Source organism: Enterobacter sp. TCD1-1, assembly GCF_020567405.1.
GTDB classification, from domain to species: Bacteria; Pseudomonadota; Gammaproteobacteria; order Enterobacterales; family Enterobacteriaceae; genus Enterobacter; species Enterobacter quasiroggenkampii.
In genome coordinates, this window is record NZ_JAJCXF010000005.1 from 218,375 (window position 1) to 243,202 (window position 24,828).

Here is a 24,828-nt window from a genome sequence, read left to right on the forward strand (position 1 = left end):
GTTAAACGCGTTTACGAAATCGCCGGGTGGCGCTTGCGCTTACCCGGCCTACAGTCGGAACCGTAGGGCGGGTAAGCGCAAGCGCCACCCGCCATTTTCGTCAGAATGCTAAATTAATACAATGCTTTACCGCTGCTGTCTTTTACGTTGGTTTTCCATGCAGCGCGAATCTGCTCAACCACGTTGTCCGGCAGGGTGGCGTAATCCAGAGCGTTAGCCTGTTTGCCGCCGTTTTTGTATGCCCAGTCGAAGAACTTCAGCACTTCAGCGCCCTGCTCAGGTTTCTTCTGCTCTTTGTGCACCAGGATGAAGGTGGTAGAGGTGATTGGCCATGCACCTTCGCCCTTCTGGTTAGTCAGATCCTGCGCGAAGGATTTGCTCCAGTCAGCGCCTTTGGCGGCGTTAGCAAAGTTCTCTTCGGTCGGGCTAACCGGTTTGCCGTCGGCTGAAACCAGTTTGGTGTAGGACAGGTTGTTCTGCTTCGCATACGCGTACTCTACGTAGCCGATAGAGCCAGGCAGACGCTGTACGAACGCGGCGATACCGTCGTTACCTTTACCGCCCAGACCGGTAGGCCAGTTAACGGTAGAACCGGAGCCGACTTTAGATTTCCACTCTTCGTTCACTTTCGCCAGGTAGCTGGTGAACACGAAAGAGGTACCGGAACCATCCGCGCGGCGAACCACGGCGATGTTCTGAGAAGGCAGCTTCAGGCCTGGGTTGAGCTTAGCGATCGCTTCGTCATCCCATTTTTTGATGTTGCCCAGGTAGATGTCACCCAGCGTTTTGCCGTCCAGCACCAGCTCGCCCGACTTCACGCCCGGCAGGTTGATGGCCAGAACCACGCCACCGATCACGGTAGGGAACTGGAACAGGCCTTCCTGAGCCAGTTTGTCATCTGACAGCGGAGCGTCAGACGCGCCGAAATCAACCGTGTTCGCGGTAATTTGTTTCACGCCACCGGAGGAGCCGATACCCTGATAGTTAACCTTGTTACCGGTTTCTTTCTGGTAGGTATCCGCCCATTTGGCATACACCGGCGCAGGGAAGGTTGCACCAGCGCCAGTCAGGCTTGCTTCTGCAAATACAGAGAACGCGCTCAGAGATAAGGTCGCGGCGACAACAGTTGCGACAGTGGTACGCATAACTTTCATAATGTCTCCTGCAAGATTTTCGTAAATCGTTGTTTAGTGGCTACGATGAGCAAAATAGGACAAACAGGTGACAGATAAATGTACGAATTATGACAGTTTTATGACAATGAAAATTTAACTTAAAATTAAACAAAATAAAGCTTAATTTTCATCGCGTTAGCCACTTTTATGACAGGTTGTTTTCAGAAATATTTTCTTTATGTGACACTGAAAAAAGTAGCTGAAGATGACAAATTGTCATTATTAAAAATGAGAAAGGATTGATGAAAAACAAACCAGGTAGGATAAAAAAGCTCCACCCGAAGGTGGAGCCTGAAGGGTTTATTCTACAGTGACCGATTTCGCCAGGTTACGCGGCTGGTCGACGTCGGTGCCTTTGATTAGCGCCACGTGGTAAGCCAACAGCTGCAGCGGAACGGTGTAGAAGATCGGTGCAATCACCTCTTCCACATGCGGCATCTCGATGATGTGCATGTTGTCGCTGCTGGCGAAACCGGCATCTTTGTCGGCGAAGACGTACAGGACACCACCGCGGGCGCGCACTTCTTCGATGTTAGATTTCAGTTTTTCCAGCAGTTCGTTGTTGGGTGCCACAACGATGACCGGCATATCGGCGTCAATCAGCGCCAGCGGGCCGTGTTTCAGTTCGCCTGCCGCATACGCTTCAGCGTGAATATAGGAGATCTCTTTCAGCTTCAGCGCGCCTTCCAGCGCAATCGGATACTGATCGCCACGACCCAGGAACAGGGCGTGATGCTTGTCAGAGAAATCTTCCGCCAGCACTTCAATGCGTTTGTCCTGAGACAGCATCTGCTCAATACGGCTCGGCAGCGCCTGCAGACCATGAACGATGTCATGCTCAACGGAAGCATCTTCGCCTTTCAGACGCGCCAGCTTCGCCACCAGCATCAGCAGAACGGTCAGCTGAGTGGTAAACGCTTTAGTGGAGGCCACGCCGATTTCGGTACCCGCTTTGGTCATCAGCGCCAGATCGGATTCACGCACCAGGGAAGAGCCCGGGACGTTACAGATGGCCAGAGAGCCCAGGTAACCCAGCTCTTTAGACAGTCGCAGCGCAGCCAGGGTATCCGCCGTTTCACCAGACTGGGAAAGGGTGATCATCAGGCTGTTACGACGCACCGCAGATTTGCGATAGCGGAATTCAGACGCAATTTCCACATCACACGGCACGCCCGCCAGGGATTCAAACCAGTAGCGAGAGACCATACCGGAGTTGTAGGAGGTGCCGCAGGCCACGATCTGAATATGCTCAACCTTGCTGAGCAGTTCGTTCGCGTTTGCGCCCAGCTCGCTCAGATCCACTTCACCGTGGCTAATGCGCCCGGTCAGGGTGTTTTTGATGGCGTTTGGCTGCTCGTAAATCTCTTTCTGCATGTAGTGACGGTAAGCGCCTTTGTCGCCCGCGTCGTACTGAAGGTTAGACTCGATCTCCTGGCGCTTCACCTGCTCGCCTTTGGTATCGAACACGGTCACGCTGCGGCGAGTCACTTCGGCGATATCCCCCTCTTCCAGGAAGATAAAGCGGCGGGTGACCGGCAGGAGCGCCAGCTGGTCAGAGGCGATAAAGTTTTCCCCCATGCCCAGACCGATAACCATCGGGCTACCGGAACGCGCGGCCAGCAGCGTGGACGGATCGCGGGAATCCATGATCACCGTACCGTACGCACCGCGCAGCTGAGGGATAGCACGCAGCACCGCATCACGCAGCGTACCGCCCTGCTCAAGCTCCCAGTGCACCAGGTGAGCAATCACTTCGGTGTCGGTTTCAGAGACGAAGGTGTAGCCGCGCGCTTTCAGTGCTTCGCGCAGCGGTTCGTGGTTTTCGATAATGCCGTTGTGCACTACCACGATGTGTTCAGACACATGCGGGTGCGCGTTGCCTTCAGACGGTTCGCCGTGCGTCGCCCAGCGGGTATGCGCAATACCGGTTCCCCCGTGCAGCGGATGTTCTTCCGCGGCCTGGGCCAGCATCTGCACTTTACCGAGACGACGCAGACGGGTCATATGACCTTCTGCATCGACGACAGCCAGACCGGCAGAGTCGTAACCACGGTATTCCAGACGACGTAAACCTTCGAGAAGGATTTCAGCAATATCACGCTGCGCAACTGCGCCAACAATTCCACACATAATTTATATTCCGAATTTAGGCATTATGCCTGCGTTGTCGCTGACCTGTATTTGCCCTTTCCGGGCGCCCCGAGCCTTGTAGAGAGTGGGGTTATTTTTATGGTTACTGCTTGTGGGGGGAGATATATATTTATCTCCTCTCCCGGGTTTGCCTGTAGGGCGGGTAAGCGTAGCGCCACCCGCCTTGTTGTTACTTTTTCTTCACCGGGCGTTTCCAGCCCTGCTTGCTGACCTGCGGAACGCGGCTTAATACCAGTTCGTTCTCGGCCACATCGCGCGTTACGGTTGTTCCAGCGGCAATAGTCACCCCGTTACCCACGGTAACAGGCGCCACCAACTGCGTATCGGAGCCAACGAACACGTCATCACCAATGATCGTTTTAAACTTATTAGCGCCGTCATAGTTACAGGTAATCGTCCCTGCACCAATATTCACGTTATTGCCAATTTCCGCGTCGCCCAGATAGGTCAGATGACCTGCTTTAGAGCCTTTACCCAGACGCGCTTTTTTCATCTCCACGAAGTTACCCACGTGAGCGCCTTCCAGCAGCTCAGCACCCGGGCGCAGGCGCGCAAACGGGCCGATAGTACAGGCCACGTCCAGACGGGCATCTTCCACCACGCTGTACGGGCTGATTTCGCAGTCGTCACCGATGATGCTGTTTTTGATCACGCAGCCGGCGCCAATTTTGACGCGGTTGCCCAGCGTCACGTTACCCTCGAGGATGACGTTAGTATCAATCTCAACGTCACGCCCGTGAGATAATGAGCCACGCAGATCGAAACGCGCCGGATCGCGCAGCATCACGCCTGCCAGCAGCAGTTTTTCAGCCTGTTCGGACTGATAAACACGCTCAAGGCGGGAAAGTTGAAGACGGTTATTCACCCCTTCGGTTTCGCTGATGCGCGCCGGATGGACTGCCGCAATCTCGCGCCCTTCGTGGTACGCCATCGCAATAATGTCGGTGATGTAGTATTCACCCTGCGCATTGTTGTTGTTGAGCTTCGACAGCCAGCGCTTCATATCCGCGCCATTGGCAATCAGGATACCGGTGTTGATCTCCTGAATCTGACGCTGCGCCTCACTGGCATCTTTATGCTCAACAATACCCGTAACGTTGCCGTTTTCACGGGTGATACGACCATAACCGGTTGGATCGTCCAGCACGACGGTTAATAAACCGATGCCGCCCTGCGGTTTGGCTTCACGCAGGCGAGTCAGTGTTTCAACAGAGATCAGCGGGACATCGCCGTAGAGCATCAAAATGTCTTCGTCATCCGCAAAGAAGGGCGCAGCCTGCTGCATGGCATGGCCTGTACCCAACTGTTCAGCCTGAAGCACCCAGTTGAGCTTGTCGTCGCTCAGCGTCTTTTTAAGCAGATCGCCGCCGTGGCCGTAGACCAGGTGAACCTGATTAGCACCCAGTTCATTCGCTGCATCAATGACATGCTGCACCATTGGCTTTCCTGCAAGCGTGTGAAGCACTTTAGGCAGGTCGGAATACATGCGGGTCCCTTTGCCTGCGGCAAGGATCACCACGCTCATCGCACTGTTTGACATACGCATCCTGACGGTAGTTTGAGTGAGAAGTAAAAACGTTTGATGCTTAAAATTCTACATCTTTTTCAGCATGAATTAAGGCCGAAAAAAAAAGCCAGCCTGGTATCCAGACTGGCTTTTGTGCTTTTCAAGCCGGTGTTACATCGCTTTTTTGGTCAACTCGATAACGCGCAGTTTCGCGATCGCTTTGGCCAGCTCCGCAGACGCCTGAGCGTAATCCACGTCACCATGAGAGCTGTTAATGTGCTCTTCAGCCTTACGCTTCGACTCCAGGGCTCGCGCTTCGTCGAGATCCTGGCCACGAATAGCGGTATCGGCCAGAACGGTCACACTGCCAGGCTGCACTTCAAGAATGCCGCCGGACAGATAGATAAACTCTTCGTGACCGAACTGTTTAACGATGCGGATCATACCAGGCTTAATGGCGGTGAGCAGCGGTGCGTGACCCGGGAAAATACCCAGTTCACCTTCACTACCCGTTACCTGGATTTTCTCGACCAGACCAGAGAACATTTGTTGCTCTGCGCTGACGACGTCCAGGTGGTAAGTCATTGCCATATCACCCTCCGATTAAGGCGTTAAAGTTTTTTGGCTTTTTCCACAGCTTCTTCGATGGAACCAACCATGTAGAACGCCTGCTCTGGCAGGTGATCGTATTCGCCTTCCATGATGCCTTTAAAGCCACGGATGGTGTCTTTCAGGGAAACGTATTTACCTGGAGAACCGGTGAATACTTCCGCAACGAAGAACGGCTGGGACAGGAAGCGCTGGATCTTACGCGCACGTGCTACCACCAGTTTGTCTTCTTCAGACAGTTCATCCATACCCAGGATGGCGATGATGTCTTTCAGTTCCTGGTAACGCTGCAGCAGGGACTGTACGCCACGCGCGGTGTCGTAGTGTTCCTGACCAACAACTAGTGGATCCAGCTGACGGCTGGTGGAGTCCAGCGGGTCAACGGCCGGGTAGATACCCAGAGACGCGATCTGACGGCTCAGTACCACGGTTGCATCTAAGTGCGCAAAGGTGGTGGCTGGTGATGGGTCAGTCAAGTCATCCGCAGGTACGTATACCGCCTGAACGGAGGTGATAGAACCGGTTTTGGTAGAGGTGATACGTTCCTGAAGAACACCCATCTCTTCCGCCAGCGTAGGCTGATAACCTACCGCTGAAGGCATACGACCCAGCAGTGCAGATACTTCAGTACCGGCCAGGGTGTAACGATAGATGTTATCAACGAACAGCAGAACGTCACGGCCTTCGTCACGGAACTTCTCAGCCATCGTCAGGCCGGTCAGCGCAACGCGCAGACGGTTTCCAGGTGGCTCGTTCATCTGGCCGTAAACCAGGGATACTTTGTCCAGAACGTTGGAGTCGGTCATTTCGTGGTAGAAGTCGTTACCCTCACGAGTACGTTCACCTACGCCCGCAAACACAGAGTAACCGGAGTGCTCGATCGCGATGTTACGGATCAGCTCCATCATGTTTACGGTTTTACCTACACCCGCACCACCGAACAGACCAACTTTACCGCCCTTCGCAAATGGACACATCAGGTCGATAACTTTGATACCGGTTTCCAGCAGTTCCTGAGAGCTGGACAGCTCTTCGTAGGAAGGTGCCGCGCGGTGGATAGCCCAACGCTCTTCTTCACCGATGTCGCCTTTCATGTCGATTGGCTGACCCAATACGTTCATGATACGACCCAGTGTTGCTTTACCTACCGGGACTTCGATCGGGTGCTCAAGGTCTTTTACTTCCAGACCACGACGCAGACCGTCGGAAGAACCCATCGCGATGGTACGCACGATACCGCCGCCGAGCTGCTGCTGAACTTCCAGCACCAGGCTCTCGTTACCATTCTGTACCTCAAGCGCGTCGTACACGCGTGGTACGGCGTCCTGAGGGAACTCGACGTCCACCACGGCGCCGATTACCTGGACAATCTTTCCAGTAGCCATCTTGAATCCTCTACGTAATTCGTAAACCTGGTTAAACCGCGGCGGCCCCCGAGACGATCTCGGTGAGTTCCTGAGTAATGCTGGCCTGACGAGCTTTGTTGTAAACCAACTGCAGCTCTTTAATCAGGCTGCCGCCATTATCGGTCGCGGCTTTCATCGCCACCATTCGTGCGGCCTGCTCGCTGGCCAGGTTTTCTACAACGCCCTGATAAACCTGAGATTCAACGTAACGACGCAGCAGGGTATCCAGCAGCGGTTTCGGATCGGGTTCATACAGGTAATCCCAGGTTTTTTGCTTCAGCTCGCCATCTTCTGATGCCGGTAACGGCAGCATCTGAGTGAGCGTTGGAACCTGAGACATGGTGTTAATGAATTTGTTGCTGACAACGTACAGTCTGTCCAGACGGCCTTCATCATAAGCCTGCAACATCACTTTAACCGGGCCGATCAGTTCGGACAGGGACGGGTTATCACCCATACCGGTCACCTGAGCGACAATGTTGCCACCAACGGAGTTAAAGAAAGAGACGCCTTTAGAGCCGATCATTGCGATATCGCACTGAACGCCTTTTTCAGACCATGCTTTCATATCCGCCAGCAGTTTTTTGAACAGGTTAATGTTCAAGCCGCCACACAGACCACGGTCGGTCGACACCACCAGGTAGCCCACGCGCTTAACGTCGCGTTCTTCCAGGTAAGGGTGCTTATATTCCAGATTACCGTTTGCAAGGTGACCAATCACTTTGCGCATGGTTTCTGCATAAGGACGGCTGGCCGCCATGCGATCCTGCGATTTACGCATTTTGGAAGCGGCGACCATCTCCATCGCTTTAGTGATCTTTTGCGTGTTCTGGACGCTTGCGATCTTACTACGTATCTCTTTTGCGCCGGCCATGAGCTTCTCCTCAATGCCAGGCGGCTTGTCCTGAGACAAGCCGCCGGACGATTACCAGGATTGGGTTGCTTTGAAGGAATCGAGGATAGCTTTCAGCTTGCCTTCGATTTCGTCGTTATAGCCACCGGTCTGGTTGATCTCTTGCATCAGCGGAGCGTGATCACGGTCGACGTAAGCCAGCAGAGCGGCTTCGAAGCTACCGATTTTCGCCAGTTCCACATCTTCGAGGTAACCGCGTTCAGCCGCGAACAGAACCAGGCCCTGCTGAGCAACAGACATTGGTGCGTACTGTTTCTGCTTCAGCAGCTCGGTCACTTTCTGACCGTGGCTCAGCTGTTTACGGGTTGCTTCGTCCAGATCGGATGCGAACTGAGAGAACGCAGCCAGTTCACGATACTGTGCCAGCGCGGTACGGATACCACCGGACAGTTTCTTGATGATCTTGGTCTGAGCAGCACCACCAACACGGGATACGGAGATACCCGGGTTAACTGCCGGACGAATACCGGAGTTAAACAGGTTGGTTTCCAGGAAGATCTGACCATCGGTAATGGAGATTACGTTGGTCGGAACGAACGCAGAAACGTCACCCGCCTGGGTTTCTATGATCGGCAGAGCGGTCAGAGAGCCCGTTTTACCCTTCACTTCACCTTTGGTGAAGTTCTCGACGTATTCCGCGTTAACGCGGGAAGCACGCTCCAGCAGACGAGAGTGGAGGTAGAAAACGTCGCCAGGGAACGCTTCACGTCCAGGTGGACGACGGAGCAGCAGGGAAACCTGACGATAAGCAACAGCCTGTTTAGACAGGTCATCGTATACGATCAGCGCATCTTCACCGCGGTCACGGAAGTATTCGCCCATTGCGCAACCGGCGTATGGCGCCAGGTATTGCAGTGCAGCAGATTCAGACGCGGTCGCCACCACAACGATGGTGTTAGACAGTGCGCCGTGCTCTTCCAGTTTACGAACCACGTTGGAAATGGTGGACGCTTTCTGGCCGATGGCCACGTACACACATTTGATGCCGGAGTCACGCTGGTTGATGATGGCGTCGATAGCCATCGCGGTTTTACCGGTCTGACGGTCACCGATGATCAGTTCACGCTGACCACGACCGATTGGGATCATGGCATCAACGGACTTATAACCTGTCTGAACAGGCTGATCTACGGACTGACGGTCGATAACGCCCGGTGCGATAACTTCGATTGGGGAGAAGCCATCGTGCTCAACCGGACCTTTACCGTCGATTGGGGCACCGAGGGTGTTAACAACGCGACCCAGCAGGCCACGGCCAACCGGCACTTCCAGAATACGGCCAGTACACTTAACCTTCATGCCTTCGGCGAGGTCAGCGTATGGGCCCATCACAACTGCACCAACGGAGTCGCGCTCCAGGTTCAGTGCGATAGCGTAACGGTTACCCGGCAGGGAAATCATCTCACCCTGCATACAATCGGCCAGGCCGTGGATGCGGATAACACCGTCACTTACAGAAACAATAGTACCTTCGTTGTGAGCTTCACTCACAACATTGAACTGAGCAATGCGCTGCTTGATCAGTTCGCTGATTTCGGTGGAATTCAGTTGCATGCTCCAGTCCCCTTAAGACTGCAAGACGTCTGCAAGGCGCTCAAGACGGCCGCGTACGCTGCCATCAATGACCATATCACCCGAGCGGATGATTACGCCTGCCATTACAGACTTATCGATTTTGCAATTCAGCTTAACTTTGCGTGACAGACGTTTTTCCATCGCGGCGGTAATTTTCGCAAGCTGTTCGTCACTCAGTTCAGTCGCAGAAGTCACTTCGACTTCAGCGGTAGCTTCACTAAGGGCACGTAAGTGCTCAAACTGCTCGAGAACATCCGGGAGCACACGGAGACGACCATTCTCTGCCATCACCTTAATCAGGTTCTGGCCGTTGGCATCCAGTTGCTCTCCGCACACGGCGATAAACGACGCGGCGAGGGTTTCAGGTGCTAACGCACCGGAAAGCAACTCGGCCATTTGTTCGTTTTTCGTCACCTCAGCGGCAAACGCCAGCATATTCTGCCAGCGATCGACATTTTGGTGTTCGATAGCAAAGTCAAAAGCTGCTTTGGCGTAGGGGCGAGCTACCGTAACAAATTCAGACATCAGCCCCTCCCTCCTTACAGTTCAGCGACAAGTTTGTCCACGATGTCGCTGTTAGCAGCTTCATCCACGGAACGTTCGATGATCTTCTCGGCGCCAGCAACAGCCAGAATCGCAACCTGCTTACGCAGTTCTTCACGAGCACGTTTACGCTCAGCTTCAATTTCAGCCTGAGCCTGTGTCACGATCTTAGTACGTTCCTGTTCTGCTTCAGCTTTGGCTTCGTCCAGGATCTGCGAACGGCGTTTGTTAGCCTGTTCGATGATAACCTGAGCTTCCGCTTTCGCTTTTTTCAGCTGGTCTGTCGCGTTGGCCTGTGCAAGGTCCAAATCTTTCTTAGCGCGTTCTGCAGAAGCCAGACCGTCAGCAATTTCTTTCTGACGTTTTTCGATGGCAGCCATTAAAGGCGGCCATACATACTTCATGCAGAACCAGACAAAGAGAATAAACGCGATGGCCTGGCCGAGGATTGTTGCGTTCATGTTCACAGCACAATACCTCTTTAATATCTGTGGCTTAGGGTTTTAAAACTACTACTACGCGACAGCAAACATCACGTACAGACCCAGACCTACAGCGATCATTGGGATAGCATCCACCAGACCCATAACGATAAAGAACTGAGTACGCAGCAGAGGAATCAGATCAGGTTGACGCGCAGCGCCTTCCAGGAATTTGCCCCCGAGGATGCCGATACCGATCGCAGCACCGATAGCCGCCAGACCCATCATCACAGCGGCAGCCATGTACAGCAGATCCATATTCAGGTTTTCCATGACAGTCTCCAGTTTGTTTCAATTAAAACGTAGTAGTGTTGGTAAAAAATCAGTGCTCTTCAGACGCCATCGACAGATAGACGATCGTCAGAACCATGAAGATAAAGGCTTGCAGCGTAATGATCAGGATGTGGAAAATGGCCCACGGCACATTCAGAACCCACTGTGACCACCACGGCAGAAGACCCGCGATCAGAATGAAAATCAGCTCACCCGCATACATGTTGCCGAACAGTCGCAGACCCAGTGAAACAGGTTTGGACAGCAGGCTAACGCCTTCCAGGATCAGGTTGACCGGAATAAACGCCCAGTGGTTGAACGGCTGCAAGGTAAGCTCTTTCACAAAGCCGCTTACGCCTTTCATTTTGATGCTGTAGAAAAGAATCAGGATAAACACGCCCAGCGCCATCGACAGGGTGATGTTCACGTCCGCAGACGGTACCACACGCAGTGCAGGCAGGCCGAAGATGTGCTCGCCGATGAACGGCAGCAGATCGATTGGCAGCAGGTCCATCAGGTTCATCAGGAAGACCCAAACGAACACGGTCAGCGCCAGCGGAGCAATCAGCTTGCTCTTACCATGGTACATGTCTTTGACGCTGCCATGGACGAAGCCGATGATCATTTCGATGAAGGTCTGGAATTTCCCTGGTACACCGCTGGTCGCTCGTTTAGCAACACCGCGGAACATGGCCAGGAACAGAAGACCCAAAACCACCGAGAAGAACATGGAGTCGATGTTGATCGTCCAGAAGGTGGCCGGGGGGTTATGTGGATCCACCAGCGAGAATGTACGCAGGTCCAGCTGAAGGTTATTCAGATGGTGACCTATGTAATCCTGCGGCGTCATATTTTCTGAAGCCATGATGCCTTTTACCCTTTGTTATTGATTACAGCTGGAGCCAGAACTTGTACCACCAGCACCAAAACCCACGTTGCTATCAGCGGCATGAAGACCACTTTCAAAACCGCCAGCGCCATCACCAGTAGAGCAAAGGTCAGCAACACCTTACACACTTCGCCGAGGGCGAAGGACCAGGCCACGCGGCCTTTGGCAGGTGTATGCGCCTGATGACGCCAGGCAAAAATCATAAACAACACGTTTGGCAGCACAACCGCCAAACCCCCGCACACGGCGGAGATGCCCCAGAAGGGGTCTTTGAGGCTAAACAGCAGTCCACTTGCTATCACAGCCAGAAACTGAATGAACAGAAGCTTACGAGCAACGTTTCTACTCAAGAGCGACACAGACATCACGTTTTTACTCCTGCTCCCTTCGAGGTATGCCGCGTGTCGTATAAAACGTCCTTTAAGGCTCAGAGTCAAGCATCAAAAAGCGGTCAAATTATACGGTGCGCACCCGTGATTTCAAACATTAAGTAGCGAAAAGGTGAATAAATGTTTAAATATTTTTCCCCACCGCTATTTTTTAACTTTCGCTGAAAGCGTCAACCTTCGACCAAAACTGCAAACAGCGCGAAAACGTTGACGATAAAGCGTGCACGAGATCACAAAACACACATTTGCGATAAGGTTGTATTTATCAAAGGCGCAAATCGCGGAAATTTATCTTTATGAAATTAAACGCAAAACGTCGTAACTATTTTCAAAACAGCCCAGTACACAATAAAAACCTTTTATTGACATTCTTAATAAATAATTAACATTGCGTTCTGGTTACTGCCTTCCACTTTTAGCAGACTTATATTTTCACAGATGACTATCTTCTCGGTGAATAACAGTTACTTCGTTAACCGGAAGAAAAACCTTAGTGAAGCAGAGGTTAAAAGCTGCCCGATAAATCCCCGCTAGTTGTGCTGTTTTTTAACATGATAAGAACAGCACGAATTCCACATTTTTTATTAATTTTTTAAAAATTGTTTGGCTTAATTATCACCAGGTGACGTTCACCCTCGAGCTGAGGAATCTCTAATTTCTCAATAGACTCGACAGCAAAACCGTCCGGAAGCTGTTCAATCTCATCGCCTGGCAACTGCCCTTTCAGCGCATAAAAGCGGCCGTTCTCCGCAGGTAAGTGTTTGCACCAGCTCACCATATCGTTGAGCGACGCAAATGCGCGGCTGATAACCCCGTCAAACGGCGGCTCTGCCGGGAACTCCTCTACCCTGCTCTGCACGGGCGTGATGTTCTCAAGCTTCAGCTCATGCTGTACCTGACGTAAAAAGCGCACGCGTTTGCCGAGGCTGTCCAGCAGCGTGAAATGGCTCTCAGGGCGAACAATCGACAGCGGAATACCCGGCAGACCAGGGCCCGTCCCCACGTCGATAAAGCGTTCACCTTTCAGCCAGGGGGCAACCACGATGCTGTCGAGAATGTGGCGAACGAGCATCTCGTTGGGGTCGCGAACAGACGTCAGGTTGTACGCTTTGTTCCATTTGTTCAGCATATCGACATAGGCCACCAGCTGATTTTTCTGGTGATCGGTGAGCGAAATACCTGCCTGATCCAGCAGACGAGAGAGTTTGTTGAGCACGGTGAATACCTGTTTAGAGATTTTTCGCCCGGTGGCGCTGCCGCTTACCGGGCCTACGAATAAGTAGGACGGGTAAGCGAAGCGCCACCCGCCAAAAGCAATGTCAATTACGCGCTACGGCGCAGCATGCCCTGCTTTTTCAGCCACACCAGCAGGATCGAAATCGCCGCTGGAGTCACGCCCGAGATGCGGGACGCCTGGCCGATCGATACCGGTTTGTGATCGTTCAGCTTAGCGATCACTTCGTTGGAAAGGCCCGTCACCTGGCGGTAGTCCAGCATTTCCGGCAGCAGCGTGTTTTCGTTACGCTGCTGTTTTTCGATCTCATCCTGCTGACGCGCGATGTAACCTTCGTACTTCACCTGGATCTCAACCTGCTCCGCCGCTTCAGCATCTTCGAGGCCCGGCGCGAACGCGGTCAGTTTGACCAGGTTCTCGTAGGTGACTTCAGGACGGCGCAGCAAATCTTCACCGCTGGCCTCGCGCGACAGCGGCGCGGTTAAGTGAGCGTTTACTTCAGCAGCGGTTTCCGCCTGCGGATTCACCCAGGTGGTTTTCAGACGCTGACGTTCCTGTTCAATGCGCTCCAGCTTCTCGTTGAAGCGCGCCCAGCGTTCGTCATCGACCAGGCCGAGCTCGCGGCCCATTTCGGTCAGACGAAGGTCGGCGTTATCTTCACGCAGCATCAGGCGATATTCTGCGCGAGAGGTAAACATACGGTACGGTTCTTTGGTACCCAGCGTGCAGAGATCGTCAACCAGCACGCCCAGGTACGCCTGAGAACGGCCGGGTGCCCAGCCTTCTTTCTCGGCAGAGAAGCGCGCAGCGTTCAGGCCGGCAAGCAGGCCCTGTGCAGCCGCTTCTTCGTAGCCGGTGGTGCCGTTAATCTGACCCGCGAAGAACAGACCGTGGATGAATTTGCTCTCCAGGGTAGGCTTCAGGTCACGCGGATCGAAGAAATCGTACTCAATAGCGTAGCCAGGGCGAACGATTTTTGCGTTCTCCATACCCTGCATTGAGCGAACAATTTGCATCTGCACGTCGAACGGCAGGCTGGTGGAGATGCCGTTCGGGTAAATTTCGTTTGAGGTCAGCCCTTCCGGCTCCAGGAAGATCTGGTGCTGGTTGCGATCGGCGAAGCGCATCACTTTGTCTTCGATCGACGGGCAGTAGCGCGGACCGATCCCTTCGATCACGCCAGCGTACATCGGGCTGCGATCGAGGTTATTGCGGATCACGTCGTGGGTTTTCTCGTTGGTATGCGTAATATAGCACGGCACCTGCTGCGGATGCTGTGCCGCATTGCCCATGAACGAGAAGACCGGCATTGGGTTATCACCGTGCTGTTGCGCCAGCACGCTGAAATCAATGGTACGCGCATCAATACGCGGCGGCGTACCGGTTTTCAGGCGGCTAACGCGCAGCGGCAGTTCGCGCAGACGGCGAGACAAGGGAATAGACGGCGGATCGCCAGCACGACCACCGCTGTAGTTATCCAGGCCGATATGAATTTTACCGTCCAGGAATGTCCCCACGGTCAACACCACGGCTTTGGCGCGGAATTTGAGGCCCATCTGGGTCACCGCGCCTACGACGCGATCGTTCTCAACGATAAGATCTTCAACCGCCTGCTGAAAGATCATCAGGTTCGGCTGGTTCTCCAGCGCGGTACGCACCGCCTGACGGTAAAGTACGCGGTCTGCCTGTGCACGGGTCGCTCGAACAGCAGGCCCTTTGCTTGCGTTTAGTATCCTAAACTGGATGCCGGCATGATCGATCGCTTTCGCCATCAGGCCGCCAAGTGCATCCACTTCTTTTACCAGGTGTCCTTTCCCAATGCCGCCAATCGCCGGATTACAGGACATTTGTCCCAGCGTGTCGATATTGTGTGTCAAAAGCAGGGTCTGCTGACCCATTCGCGCTGCGGCCATTGCGGCCTCAGTGCCTGCGTGACCCCCGCCAATGATGATGACGTCAAAAGGATCCTGATAAAACATGGTGGTCTGCCTCGCGTAAAGCGGTATGAAAATGGATTGAAGCCCGGGCCGTGGATTCTACTCAACTTTAGTCTTTCGAGAAAGCATTGGGATCCTGGGCTATTAAAAAGAAGATCTTTTTATTTAGAGATCTGTTCTATTGTGATCTCTTATTAGGATCGCGAACCCGTGTGGATAAGTCCGATCTCATAAAGAAGATCATGCAGTTAGAAAGGATCGTTTGCTGTGAATGATCGGTGATCCTGAACCGTATAAGCTGGGATCAGATCGCGACTTTATACACAGGCCAAAAACGACGCCACGGTTGTTCTTTGGATAACTACGGGTTAATACGAGCTTTTAACCAGAGTTATCCACATCTGTTCGCACGATCTTTAATCGTTTTTGAGTAAATTTTTCCATTCCGCGAGCCAGATCTCGGCTGGATCCTCCGGAATGTCATGATCGAGGATGTTGATCTTGAGTGTTTCACCCAGCTGTTTTGCTCCGCAGGAGGTCACAGCGGCTTCGACTTTCTCTATTGCCCCGCAAAAAGTGTCATATTCACGACTGCCGATCCCTACTGCGCCAAAACGGACGTTTGACAGATCGGGCTGCTGTTCCAGCAGTTCGTCATATAAAGGTTGCAGGTTATCCGGCAGATCGCCCGCGCCGTGCGTGGAGGTGATCAGCAGCCAGACCCCGTCAGTCGGGAGATCTTCCAGCAACGGGCCGTGCAGGGTTTCCGTAGAAAAGCCCGCCTCTTCCAGCTTTTCAGCCAGATGTTCCGCTACGTATTCTGCACCACCCAGGGTGCTGCCGCTGATAAGGGTAATGTCCGCCATTGATCGCTCGCCCAGATAAAGAGACGGCCATTGTACGCTGTGAACGAGCTGGGATCTACCTGTGGAAAATGTGGGAATGGATTTGCCCGATCACGGGCGGATGGTACGCATGATCGGGTTTTGCAGGGAGATCAGGGTCTCGGTGGACTGAATTTCATCGATTGTTTGGATCTTGTTGATAAGTACCTGCTGGAGCGCGTCGATGGATCGGCACATGACTTTAATAAAGATGCTGTAGTGCCCGGTGGTGTAGTACGCCTCGGTGACTTCATCCAGCGCGTTCAGTTTCGCCAGGGCGGAAGGGTAGTCTTTGGCGCTTTTAAGAATGATGCCGATGAAGCAGCAGACGTCGTAACCCAGCTGCTTCGGGCTGACGTCAATGCGAGCACCGGTAATGATCCCTGCCTGCTTCATCTTCTCTACGCGAACGTGAATGGTTCCCGGGCTGACGCCAAACTGTTTCGCCAGTTCGGCGTAGGCGGTACGGGCATTGGCCATTAACGCCTCCAGAATGCCGCGGTCGAGATTGTCGATCTGATAATTTTCCATAGCTTTTTCTTATGAAGATTAATGAATCACTCTATTCTAGCGCCTTATTTTATCGAATCAAAAGTGAAGGTGGCTTTTTGTTGATGGGTTATTGAATAAGGTGCCATTTCTGTTGCTTAATCAATATCAACAGGACGCAGGAGTATAAATAATGAAAACCGCTTACATCGCAAAACAACGCCAGATCAGTTTCGTAAAATCCCATTTTTCCCGCCAGCTGGAAGAGAAGCTTGGGCTGATTGAAGTCCAGGCGCCGATCCTCAGCCGCGTGGGTGACGGGACGCAGGATAACCTCTCTGGATGCGAAAAAGCGGTACAGGTGAAAGTGAAAACACTGCCAGATGCTCAGTTCGAAGTGGTTCATTCACTGGCGAAATGGAAGCGTCAGACCCTGGGACAACACGACTTCAGCGCGGGCGAAGGGCTCTACACGCACATGAAAGCCCTTCGCCCCGATGAAGACCGCCTTTCTCCGATTCATTCCGTTTATGTTGACCAGTGGGACTGGGAGCGCGTGATGGGTGATGGCGAGCGTCACATCGGCACGCTGAAATCCACCGTTGAGGCGATCTACGCCGGGATAAAAGCAACCGAAGCGGCCGTAAGCAAAGCGTTTGGTCTGGCACCGTTCCTGCCGGAATCGATCCACTTTGTGCACAGCCAGGAATTGCTGACCCGTTTCCCGGATCTGGATGCCAAAGGCCGCGAGCGCGCTATTGCTAAAGAGCTGGGTGCGGTGTTCCTGATTGGGATCGGCGGCAAGCTGTCTGACGGTAAGCGCCATGACGTTCGTGCGCCAGATTATGATGACTGGAGCACCACCGGTGAGGGTGAATTTGCCGGTTTGAACGGCGATATTCTGGTCTGGAACCCGGTACTGGAAGACGCATTCGAGCTTTCTTCTATGGGGATCCGCGTGGATGCTGACGCGCTGAAGCGCCAGCTGGCGGTGACCGGTGATGAAGATCGTCTCAAACTGGAGTGGCACCAGGCGCTGCTGCGTGGGGAGATGCCGCAGACGATTGGCGGCGGTATCGGCCAGTCCCGTCTGACCATGCTGCTGCTTCAGCTGCCCCATATTGGTCAGGTTCAGTGTGGCGTCTGGCCGCAGCAGGTTCGCGAAAGCGTCGGCTCTCTTCTGTAATTAACGCTGCCAGCGTCTGAGCAGGCGGCTACGCAACCCGGTATCAAAGCGCCAGATATGATCGAAGATGCGCATGATGCCGGGTTTTCCATGGGCGGACATCGCCACCGCATGAAAACGGTGCTGATGCACACGCTGTAATTCCTTCACTTTATTTATCACGTCATCCGGCAACCGCTGGGCGATAAAATCGGAAATCACCACCGCGTCTGCGTCGTACCAGTCGCCGCCCTGCATCCGCTCAACGATGCTGCGAAAACAGCTGGCCAGATCGGTGCCGCCGCGAAAACGCTGGCTCAGGAAGCGGATTGCCTGCTCGATCCCCTGCTGGTTCGTCAGCTCATAGCCTACGACTTCGCTGGAGAACAGCATGATGAAGCAGCGACGACGATCGGCGAGCGCCACGCGCATCAGCGCCAGACAAAACGCTTTTGCACACTGCTCGTTAAACCCACCCATCGATCCGGATGTATCCACGCAAACGATGAAGGGTCCGCGCGGCTGTTCATCAAAATCCTGATGAACGACCGGCCGCTGGCTGATTTTCTCGCGCCAGGCTTCACCGTGCAGCCGGTAGGTAAGGAGCTGTTTTTCCACCAGTCGACGGTAAAACTCATACTCCAGCTCGGTCATCCCCAGCGTGCTCAGCTCCGTGGGCAGCAGACGCAGAATATCATCGCTCTGCTGGAGCCCGTCGACCTGCTCCGGAACGGTGGCCGGTTCACGCACCAGGGTGCGGAAGGTTTCCATCGGGGCGTCTTTCTTTGGAACTGACTTCGCCTCCCTTGAGCGTCCCAGCTGTTCTGCAAGCTTCATCAACTCGGGCTGCTGCGTCAGAAAATCGCCGTATTTGACGATCAGCTGATAGTCCCCGCGCCGGAGCTGGCCGGCGCTCATATCCCAGAGACGCCCTGCCGCGTTCTCATTTTCCACCAGCACCTGCTCAAGCTGGCCGCTTAAGGTCATGCGTTCCTGAACTTCGCTGAGCAGCTGTTCGCGCTCTTCATCCAGCAACTGCTGGTTTAGCGTCGTGGCCTGCACCACCAGGCTGAGACGCCAGCGCTGTAAAAAGAGGGTGTGCAGTGCGGGAGTGAACGTGGCGTTGTCCGTGACCAGCCCCCGGGCCTGGCTGGCAAACGGGGAGTGGACCTTGTCGAGCAACGTCAGGGTTTGCGGAAGCTGGACGATAAACTGCGGCGTGGAGAGCCGCTGGCACTGCTGATAGCAGGCCACCTCTTCCGTTAACTCAGGCGGAACTTCGGTCTCCCTGAAGCGCTGACGCAAATTTTCGCGCCAGCGCGGAAGATCGTCCGTCATCGCCTTTTTGAGCTTCGGAAATTTTTCAAAAAAAGCTGCCAGCTGCGGCGAAGCCAGAAGGGTTATGACCACTTCTTCGATCAACCCTTCCTCGCTGACGGCCAGCATGACGTTAAGCGTATCCAGAGTTAGCATTGACGCGCCTGTTTAATCTGCGCGCTGACGTCCTGCAGGCTGGCTTCAATGCGACCTAACCAGTCGCTATGAATAAAGAGGCATTTTTGCTGCTCGCTAAAGCGGGTGTGCTGCTGGTGCCATTCGGTATCCAGCGCGTCCAGCTGCTGCTTAATCTCTTCGGGAACGCTGTCAGAGGCGGTTCCCGGAAGCGCGAGACGCGAGCCCTGCAGGCTGACGTCGCGGATCACCAGATGCTGGCTGCTGTCCACTTCCATATTCAGCGGCTGCGCGAAACCGATGCCGTTGAGCTTTCCGCGGATCTCTCCGCCCTTATCCAGCCACTGCGCCAGCGCTTCGCGCTCAATCGTCACGTGCACCACCTGCATATCATGCAGCTTGAGCGGCTGCTGGAGCAGCAGGGTCAGCGTCGGGCTGGTGAGTTCGGCGGGTAATTCATAGTGCGGTTTGCGGGCGAACATCCCCCCCAGGCGATTCACTTTCAGCGCGGTTTTATCACTTTGCTGCTGCTGAAGCTGGATGCGCCGCTGGGCAATCGCCCCCAGCTGGTTGAGCATCGCCTGCTGTCCCCAGGCGTGTCCGGTCATCAAAACGTCAAGCTGCTGCTGCATCAGATTCATGCCTTCCGCGTCGTGCCAGAGGCAATCTTTCAGCAGGATCAGATCGATGGGGGCAACAGCATCGCGGCCGCTAAACAGGGCGCTGGCCTGCAGGAGGCGGATCGCTTTTTTCCAGCGGCGATCGGAGACATAGGGCGCAGAAGGAAGGTGATCAAGCTGCTGACGCAGCAGATAGATCAGCTCGAATACCGCGTCCGGCAATGTGATTTTGCCAATATCCTGCTGCCACTGATAATACTCTTCATCCGTCACCTGCAGCGAAGCGGATACCGGGTTTTCACTTTCATCCTGCTGACTGATCAGCATGGAGCGGAAGTTAGACTTATCCTGTACTTTGTCCAGCCACAGGCGGATGAGCATACGGTCATACAGCGCTTCCAGGCTGCTGTCGGCTTCGGGCAGTTCGTTTGAGGCGGCCACCAGCAGGCGCATCGGGATTTTCTCTTCACTGGCGCCGTTACGGAACCGACGTTCGTTTATCGCCGTGAGCAGGGTGTTAAGAATGGCCGGTCCCGCTTTCCAGATCTCATCAAGAAAGACAATTTCTGCCTCAGGCAGATACCCCGCCGTCAAACGCTCGTAGCGCCCTTCATCTTTCAGCGCCTGAATGGAAAGGGGGCCAAACACCTCTTCCGGGGTAGAAAAGCGGGTCATCAGGTATTCAAACGCGCGGGCGTTCTGAAATGCAAATTTAAGCCTGCGGGCAATCAGGCTTTTGGCGATGCCCGGCGGCCCAAGCAGAAACACGCTTTCACCGCTCAACGCCGCCAGTAAACAGAGGCGAATGGCGTGGCTACGCTCGAAAAGGCCTTTCTCCAGCGCGCTGCTGAGGCGGGAAATTCTTTCTGCTAATAAATGTGAGTGAGCCATAATAGTTTTGCATCCTTTCGCCGTCGTGGCGGCCAATTGAAGCGAGTATAGACGTTTCAGTCAGGGCTGGTAATAGACTGAAGTGCGGCGCAATTTTCTTTGCGCTACATTAATGCGGTTGCATTTAGGGGTACGATTTTGCATTGAATCGTGCATACTGTGCGCTTTTTGTGGGCCAAGGGACCAGGAACACATTTGTTATTCAAACGAAAAGACTAGTCTATGAGCACTGATAATAAGCAATCATTACCCGCAATAACGCTTGCGGCGATCGGGGTTGTCTACGGTGATATTGGCACCAGCCCGCTTTATACGCTTCGTGAATGTCTGTCCGGCCAGTTTGGCTTTGGTGTTGAGCGCGATGCCGTATTTGGCTTCCTGTCCCTCATCTTCTGGCTGCTGATCCTGGTGGTTTCTGTTAAATATCTCTCCTTCGTTATGCGCGCTGATAACGCGGGCGAAGGCGGTATCCTGACCCTGATGTCCCTTGCAGGGCGCAACACCTCCGCCAGAATGACCTCCGTGCTGGTGATTATCGGCCTGATTGGCGGCAGCTTCTTCTATGGCGAGGTGGTTATCACGCCCGCGATTTCGGTCCTCTCGGCGATAGAGGGGCTGGAGATCATCGCGCCACAGCTTGATACGTGGGTGGTCCCGCTGGCGATAATCGTGCTGACGCTGCTGTTTGTGATCCAGAAGCACGGTACCGGGCTGGTGGGTAAACTGTTTGCACCAATTATGCTGGCCTGGTTCCTGATCCTGGCCGCGCTTGGCTTGCGCAGCATTATCGCTAATCCGGAAGTGCTGCATGCGCTGAACCCCTACTGGGCCGTGCATTTCTTCCTCGAATACAAAGTGGTTTCCTTCGTGGCGCTGGGGGCGGTCGTGCTCTCCATCACCGGCGTTGAAGCGCTGTATGCTGACATGGGTCACTTCGGGAAACTGCCTATCCGCGTGGCCTGGTTTATTGTGGTGCTGCCGTCGCTGGTGCTGAACTACTTTGGCCAGGGCGCGCTGTTGCTCAAAAATCCGGAAGCGATAAAGAACCCGTTCTTCCTGCTGGCGCCTGACTGGGCGCTGGTGCCGATGCTGATCCTGGCGACGCTGGCGACCGTCATTGCCTCTCAGGCGGTGATTTCCGGCGTGTTTTCTCTGACGCGCCAGGCCGTGCGTCTGGGGTATCTCTCGCCGATGCGCATCATCCATACTTCAGAGATGGAGTCGGGCCAGATCTACATCCAGTTCGTTAACTGGCTGCTCTATTTCGCGGTTGTGATTGTTATCGTCAGCTTCGAGCACTCCAGCAACCTGGCAGCGGCGTACGGTATTGCAGTAACCGGTACGATGGTGCTGACATCGCTTCTCTCCACTACGGTGGCGTACCGAAACTGGCACTGGAATAAATTCCTCGTGACGATGATTCTGGTGGGCTTCCTGTGTATTGACGTGCCGCTGTTCTCCGCGAACCTCGACAAGATTGTCTCCGGCGGCTGGCTGCCGCTGACGCTGGGTCTGGTGATGTTCATCGTCATGACCACCTGGAAAAGCGAGCGTTTCCGCCTGCTGCGGCGCATGCATGAGCACGGGAATTCTCTGGAGGCGATGATCGCTTCGCTGGAGAAATCTCCGCCGGTCCGCGTGCCGGGCACTGCGGTGTATATGTCTCGCGCCCTGAACGTCATCCCGTTCGCGCTGATGCATAACCTCAAGCACAACAAAGTGCTGCACGAGCGTGTGATCCTGCTGACGCTGCGCACCGAAGATGCGCCTTACGTTCATAACGTGCGTCGCGTGCAAATCGAGCAGCTCTCCCCGACATTCTGGCGCGTGGTGGCGAGCTACGGCTGGCGTGAAACGCCAAACGTGGAAGAGGTGTTCCACCGCTGCGGTCTGGAAGGGCTGAGCTGCCGGATGATGGAGACGTCGTTCTTTATGTCTCACGAGTCGCTGATCATCGGCAAGCGCCCGTGGTATTTGCGCCTGCGCGGCAAGCTGTACCTGATCCTGCAGCGTAACGCCCTGCGCGCGCCTGACCAGTTTGAGATCCCGCCTAACCGCGTGATAGAGCTGGGTACACAGGTCGAGATTTAAGTCCTTTCGAAAATGCCGGGTGGCGCTGCGCTTACCCGGCCTACCAAACCCGTAGGCCCCTGCAAGCGAAGCGCCGGCGGGCAATTTCTCCCATCAATATTTCACTTAGCGAAACGTTTCGACGTCGATCACAAATCTGTTACGTCATGGTGGTTTTCTGAACATTTCTGAGGCTACACTTCTTTTAGCGAAACGTTTCGCTAGTGGAGCAAGAAAATGAAGAAAGGCACTGTACTCAACTCAGAAATCTCATCGGTTATTTCCCGTCTTGGGCATACCGATACACTGGTGGTTTGCGATGCAGGCTTACCGGTTCCGCGCAGCACAACCCGTATCGATATGGCGTTAACGCAGGGCGTACCTTCGTTTATGCAGGTACTGGACGTGGTGACCGCTGAGATGCAGGTTGAGGCGGCCATTCTCGCGGCGGAAATCAAACAACATAATCCGCAACTCCACGAAACGTTGCTCAGCCATCTTGAGCAGCTGCAACAACACCAGGGAAACACCATCGAAATTCGTTACACAACGCACGAACAATTCAAACAACAAACCGCAGACAGTCAGGCGGTGATTCGCAGCGGGGAGTGTTCCCCGTATGCGAATATCATTCTCTGTGCTGGCGTCACCTTCTGAGGCCATCATGGACGCATTACTGCAACTCAAAGGGATCGATAAGTCGTTCCCGGGCGTAAAAGCCCTCTCCGGCGCGGCGCTGAACGTTTATCCCGGGCGCGTAATGGCGCTGGTGGGCGAAAACGGCGCCGGCAAATCCACCATGATGAAAGTGCTGACCGGTATCTATCAACGCGATGCCGGTTCACTCCTCTGGCTGGGTAAAGAAACCACCTTCACTGGCCCGAAATCTTCTCAGGAAGCGGGTATCGGCATTATTCACCAGGAGCTGAACCTGATCCCGCAGCTCACCATTGCGGAGAACATCTTCCTCGGCCGTGAATTCGTGAACCGCTTCGGCAAGATCGACTGGAAAACCATGTATGCCGAAGCCGACAAGCTGCTGGCGAAGCTGAACCTGCGCTTTAAGAGCGACCGGCTGGTCGGCGATCTCTCCATCGGCGATCAGCAGATGGTGGAAATCGCGAAGGTGCTGAGCTTTGAGTCGAAGGTCATCATTATGGATGAACCGACCGACGCCCTGACCGATACCGAAACCGAATCCCTGTTCCGCGTTATCCGCGAGCTGAAATCGCAGGGGCGCGGGATTGTCTATATTTCTCACCGCATGAAAGAGATCTTTGAAATCTGCGATGACGTCACCGTCTTCCGCGACGGGCAGTTTATTGCCGAGCGCGAAGTGGCCACGCTGACCGAAGATACGCTCATCGAAATGATGGTGGGACGTAAGCTGGAAGATCAGTATCCGCATCTGGATAAAGCGCCGGTTGAGATCCGCCTGAAGGTGGACAACCTCTGCGGTCCGGGTGTGAACGACGTCACCTTTACCCTGCGCCAGGGCGAGATCCTGGGCGTGGCGGGCCTGATGGGCGCGGGACGTACCGAGCTGATGAAAGTGTTGTACGGCGCACTGCCGCGCACCAGCGGTTATGTCACCCTCGACGGCCATGAAGTGGTCACCCGCTCCCCGCAGGATGGTCTGGCGAACGGCATTGTCTATATCTCCGAAGACCGCAAACGCGACGGCTTAGTGCTGGGCATGTCGGTAAAAGAGAACATGTCCTTGACTGCGCTGCGCTATTTCAGCCACAGCGGCGGCAGCCTGAAGCATAAAGACGAGCAGCAGGCGGTCAGCGATTTCATCCGTCTCTTTAACGTTAAAACCCCGTCGATGGAGCAGGCGATTGGCTTGTTGTCCGGCGGGAATCAGCAGAAAGTGGCGATTGCGCGCGGGCTGATGACGCGCCCGAAAGTGTTGATCCTCGACGAGCCAACCCGCGGCGTGGACGTGGGGGCGAAAAAAGAGATCTATCAGCTGATTAACCAGTTCAAGGCCGACGGTCTGAGCATCATTCTGGTCTCTTCCGAGATGCCAGAAGTATTAGGCATGAGCGATCGTATTATCGTCATGCATGAAGGGCATCTCGGCGGTGAATTCACTCGCGAGCAGGCCACCCAGGAAGTTCTGATGGCTGCCGCTGTGGGCAAGCTTAATCGCGTGAATCAGGAGTAAGAAG

The 24,828-nt window shown here is 54.3% G+C and carries 22 protein-coding genes; 4 read left to right on the forward strand and 18 right to left on the reverse strand.

Going from position 1 to position 24,828, the window contains the following annotated elements:
- Positions 1–113 precede the first annotated feature (113 nt).
- The 16 genes from pstS to asnC all read right to left on the reverse strand — a co-directional run bounded on the left by pstS (position 114) and on the right by asnC (position 16,498).
- On the reverse strand, positions 114–1,154 hold the full coding sequence (gene pstS / locus LJA86_RS18835; RefSeq protein WP_032675678.1) for a phosphate ABC transporter substrate-binding protein PstS: 1,041 nt from the start codon (positions 1,152–1,154) through the stop codon (positions 114–116).
- 321 nt (positions 1,155–1,475) lie between these two features.
- Entirely contained in the window at positions 1,476–3,305 is a 1,830-nt protein-coding gene (gene glmS, locus LJA86_RS18840; protein WP_021242665.1) for a glutamine--fructose-6-phosphate transaminase (isomerizing), read from the reverse strand.
- A 190-nt stretch (positions 3,306–3,495) separates the two neighbouring features.
- Positions 3,496–4,866: a bifunctional UDP-N-acetylglucosamine diphosphorylase/glucosamine-1-phosphate N-acetyltransferase GlmU gene (gene glmU / locus LJA86_RS18845; protein ID WP_126535069.1), complete on the reverse strand. Its 1,371-nt coding sequence runs from the start codon at positions 4,864–4,866 to the stop codon at positions 3,496–3,498.
- 138 nt (positions 4,867–5,004) lie between these two features.
- The gene (locus LJA86_RS18850) at positions 5,005–5,424 is read right to left on the reverse strand and encodes a F0F1 ATP synthase subunit epsilon (protein WP_003862360.1); all 420 of its coding nucleotides are present in this window, start codon (positions 5,422–5,424) and stop codon (positions 5,005–5,007) included.
- Between the two features lie 20 nt (positions 5,425–5,444).
- Positions 5,445–6,827, reverse strand: a complete 1,383-nt coding sequence (gene atpD / locus LJA86_RS18855; RefSeq protein ID WP_003862362.1) for a F0F1 ATP synthase subunit beta — start codon at positions 6,825–6,827, stop codon at positions 5,445–5,447.
- Between the two features lie 31 nt (positions 6,828–6,858).
- Positions 6,859–7,722 carry a F0F1 ATP synthase subunit gamma gene (gene atpG / locus LJA86_RS18860; RefSeq protein ID WP_024907886.1) on the reverse strand — a complete coding sequence of 288 codons (864 nt, stop codon included), beginning with the start codon at positions 7,720–7,722 and terminating at the stop codon, positions 6,859–6,861.
- A gap of 51 nt (positions 7,723–7,773) precedes the next feature.
- Positions 7,774–9,315 carry a F0F1 ATP synthase subunit alpha gene (gene atpA / locus LJA86_RS18865; RefSeq protein WP_003862367.1) on the reverse strand — a complete coding sequence of 514 codons (1,542 nt, stop codon included), beginning with the start codon at positions 9,313–9,315 and terminating at the stop codon, positions 7,774–7,776.
- 12 nt (positions 9,316–9,327) lie between these two features.
- Complete coding sequence (gene atpH, locus LJA86_RS18870; protein WP_008500192.1) at positions 9,328–9,861, reverse strand: F0F1 ATP synthase subunit delta; 534 nt, start codon at positions 9,859–9,861, stop codon at positions 9,328–9,330.
- Between the two features lie 14 nt (positions 9,862–9,875).
- Entirely contained in the window at positions 9,876–10,346 is a 471-nt protein-coding gene (atpF, locus tag LJA86_RS18875) for a F0F1 ATP synthase subunit B (RefSeq protein WP_003862370.1), read from the reverse strand.
- 48 nt (positions 10,347–10,394) lie between these two features.
- A complete protein-coding gene (atpE, locus tag LJA86_RS18880) occupies positions 10,395–10,634 on the reverse strand; it encodes a F0F1 ATP synthase subunit C (RefSeq protein ID WP_000429386.1) in 240 nt (79 codons plus the stop codon).
- A 49-nt stretch (positions 10,635–10,683) separates the two neighbouring features.
- Positions 10,684–11,499 carry a F0F1 ATP synthase subunit A gene (gene atpB, locus LJA86_RS18885; protein WP_008500193.1) on the reverse strand — a complete coding sequence of 272 codons (816 nt, stop codon included), beginning with the start codon at positions 11,497–11,499 and terminating at the stop codon, positions 10,684–10,686.
- An 8-nt stretch (positions 11,500–11,507) separates the two neighbouring features.
- Positions 11,508–11,888 (reverse strand): F0F1 ATP synthase subunit I, encoded by a 381-nt coding sequence (atpI, locus tag LJA86_RS18890; RefSeq protein WP_008500194.1) that lies wholly within the window; start codon positions 11,886–11,888, stop codon positions 11,508–11,510.
- Positions 11,889–12,504: 616 nt separating this feature from the next.
- Positions 12,505–13,128 (reverse strand): 16S rRNA (guanine(527)-N(7))-methyltransferase RsmG, encoded by a 624-nt coding sequence (gene rsmG / locus LJA86_RS18895; RefSeq protein WP_045909355.1) that lies wholly within the window; start codon positions 13,126–13,128, stop codon positions 12,505–12,507.
- A 107-nt stretch (positions 13,129–13,235) separates the two neighbouring features.
- Positions 13,236–15,125, reverse strand: coding sequence for a tRNA uridine-5-carboxymethylaminomethyl(34) synthesis enzyme MnmG (gene mnmG, locus LJA86_RS18900; RefSeq protein ID WP_014072433.1), 1,890 nt, complete (start codon positions 15,123–15,125; stop codon positions 13,236–13,238).
- Positions 15,126–15,499: 374 nt separating this feature from the next.
- Entirely contained in the window at positions 15,500–15,949 is a 450-nt protein-coding gene (gene mioC / locus LJA86_RS18905) for an FMN-binding protein MioC (protein ID WP_008500197.1), read from the reverse strand.
- A 90-nt stretch (positions 15,950–16,039) separates the two neighbouring features.
- Positions 16,040–16,498: a transcriptional regulator AsnC gene (gene asnC / locus LJA86_RS18910; RefSeq protein WP_008500198.1), complete on the reverse strand. Its 459-nt coding sequence runs from the start codon at positions 16,496–16,498 to the stop codon at positions 16,040–16,042.
- A 151-nt stretch (positions 16,499–16,649) separates the two neighbouring features.
- Between asnC and asnA the strand changes: the two genes are divergently transcribed.
- Complete coding sequence (gene asnA / locus LJA86_RS18915; RefSeq protein WP_063622966.1) at positions 16,650–17,642, forward strand: aspartate--ammonia ligase; 993 nt, start codon at positions 16,650–16,652, stop codon at positions 17,640–17,642.
- Here the strand turns inward: asnA and viaA are convergent, their stop codons facing one another.
- Together viaA and ravA are read right to left on the reverse strand one after the other, a co-directional pair.
- Positions 17,643–19,094 (reverse strand): ATPase RavA stimulator ViaA, encoded by a 1,452-nt coding sequence (gene viaA, locus LJA86_RS18920; protein ID WP_032675674.1) that lies wholly within the window; start codon positions 19,092–19,094, stop codon positions 17,643–17,645.
- Positions 19,088–20,584 (reverse strand): ATPase RavA, encoded by a 1,497-nt coding sequence (gene ravA, locus LJA86_RS18925; RefSeq protein WP_032675673.1) that lies wholly within the window; start codon positions 20,582–20,584, stop codon positions 19,088–19,090. The genes viaA and ravA overlap by 7 nt, the downstream gene beginning before the upstream one ends.
- A gap of 222 nt (positions 20,585–20,806) precedes the next feature.
- On the opposite strand from ravA, the gene kup reads away from it, so the two are divergent.
- The 3 genes from kup (at position 20,807) to rbsA (ending at position 24,824) form a co-directional block, all read left to right on the forward strand.
- The gene (kup, locus tag LJA86_RS18930; RefSeq protein WP_229226574.1) at positions 20,807–22,675 is read left to right on the forward strand and encodes a low affinity potassium transporter Kup; all 1,869 of its coding nucleotides are present in this window, start codon (positions 20,807–20,809) and stop codon (positions 22,673–22,675) included.
- Between the two features lie 216 nt (positions 22,676–22,891).
- On the forward strand, positions 22,892–23,311 hold the full coding sequence (gene rbsD, locus LJA86_RS18935) for a D-ribose pyranase (protein WP_008503495.1): 420 nt from the start codon (positions 22,892–22,894) through the stop codon (positions 23,309–23,311).
- Between the two features lie 7 nt (positions 23,312–23,318).
- Positions 23,319–24,824: a ribose ABC transporter ATP-binding protein RbsA gene (gene rbsA, locus LJA86_RS18940; protein ID WP_229226581.1), complete on the forward strand. Its 1,506-nt coding sequence runs from the start codon at positions 23,319–23,321 to the stop codon at positions 24,822–24,824.
- Positions 24,825–24,828 lie beyond the last annotated feature (4 nt).

What these genes read in the sequence shown, in the direction of transcription:
- pstS (WP_032675678.1), bottom strand. Translation starts at nt 1,154, where the DNA reads ATGAAAGTTATGCGTACCACTGTCGCAACTGTTGTCGCCGCGACCTTA.
- glmS (WP_021242665.1), bottom strand. Translation starts at nt 3,305, where the DNA reads ATGTGTGGAATTGTTGGCGCAGTTGCGCAGCGTGATATTGCTGAAATC.
- glmU (WP_126535069.1), bottom strand. Translation starts at nt 4,866, where the DNA reads ATGTCAAACAGTGCGATGAGCGTGGTGATCCTTGCCGCAGGCAAAGGG.
- LJA86_RS18850 (WP_003862360.1), bottom strand. Translation starts at nt 5,424, where the DNA reads ATGGCAATGACTTACCACCTGGACGTCGTCAGCGCAGAGCAACAAATG.
- atpD (WP_003862362.1), bottom strand. Translation starts at nt 6,827, where the DNA reads ATGGCTACTGGAAAGATTGTCCAGGTAATCGGCGCCGTGGTGGACGTC.
- atpG (WP_024907886.1), bottom strand. Translation starts at nt 7,722, where the DNA reads ATGGCCGGCGCAAAAGAGATACGTAGTAAGATCGCAAGCGTCCAGAAC.
- atpA (WP_003862367.1), bottom strand. Translation starts at nt 9,315, where the DNA reads ATGCAACTGAATTCCACCGAAATCAGCGAACTGATCAAGCAGCGCATT.
- atpH (WP_008500192.1), bottom strand. Translation starts at nt 9,861, where the DNA reads ATGTCTGAATTTGTTACGGTAGCTCGCCCCTACGCCAAAGCAGCTTTT.
- atpE (WP_000429386.1), bottom strand. Translation starts at nt 10,634, where the DNA reads ATGGAAAACCTGAATATGGATCTGCTGTACATGGCTGCCGCTGTGATG.
- atpB (WP_008500193.1), bottom strand. Translation starts at nt 11,499, where the DNA reads ATGGCTTCAGAAAATATGACGCCGCAGGATTACATAGGTCACCATCTG.
- atpI (WP_008500194.1), bottom strand. Translation starts at nt 11,888, where the DNA reads ATGTCTGTGTCGCTCTTGAGTAGAAACGTTGCTCGTAAGCTTCTGTTC.
- mnmG (WP_014072433.1), bottom strand. Translation starts at nt 15,125, where the DNA reads ATGTTTTATCAGGATCCTTTTGACGTCATCATCATTGGCGGGGGTCAC.
- mioC (WP_008500197.1), bottom strand. Translation starts at nt 15,949, where the DNA reads ATGGCGGACATTACCCTTATCAGCGGCAGCACCCTGGGTGGTGCAGAA.
- asnC (WP_008500198.1), bottom strand. Translation starts at nt 16,498, where the DNA reads ATGGAAAATTATCAGATCGACAATCTCGACCGCGGCATTCTGGAGGCG.
- asnA (WP_063622966.1), top strand. Translation starts at nt 16,650, where the DNA reads ATGAAAACCGCTTACATCGCAAAACAACGCCAGATCAGTTTCGTAAAA.
- viaA (WP_032675674.1), bottom strand. Translation starts at nt 19,094, where the DNA reads ATGCTAACTCTGGATACGCTTAACGTCATGCTGGCCGTCAGCGAGGAA.
- ravA (WP_032675673.1), bottom strand. Translation starts at nt 20,584, where the DNA reads ATGGCTCACTCACATTTATTAGCAGAAAGAATTTCCCGCCTCAGCAGC.
- kup (WP_229226574.1), top strand. Translation starts at nt 20,807, where the DNA reads ATGAGCACTGATAATAAGCAATCATTACCCGCAATAACGCTTGCGGCG.
- rbsD (WP_008503495.1), top strand. Translation starts at nt 22,892, where the DNA reads ATGAAGAAAGGCACTGTACTCAACTCAGAAATCTCATCGGTTATTTCC.
- rbsA (WP_229226581.1), top strand. Translation starts at nt 23,319, where the DNA reads ATGGACGCATTACTGCAACTCAAAGGGATCGATAAGTCGTTCCCGGGC.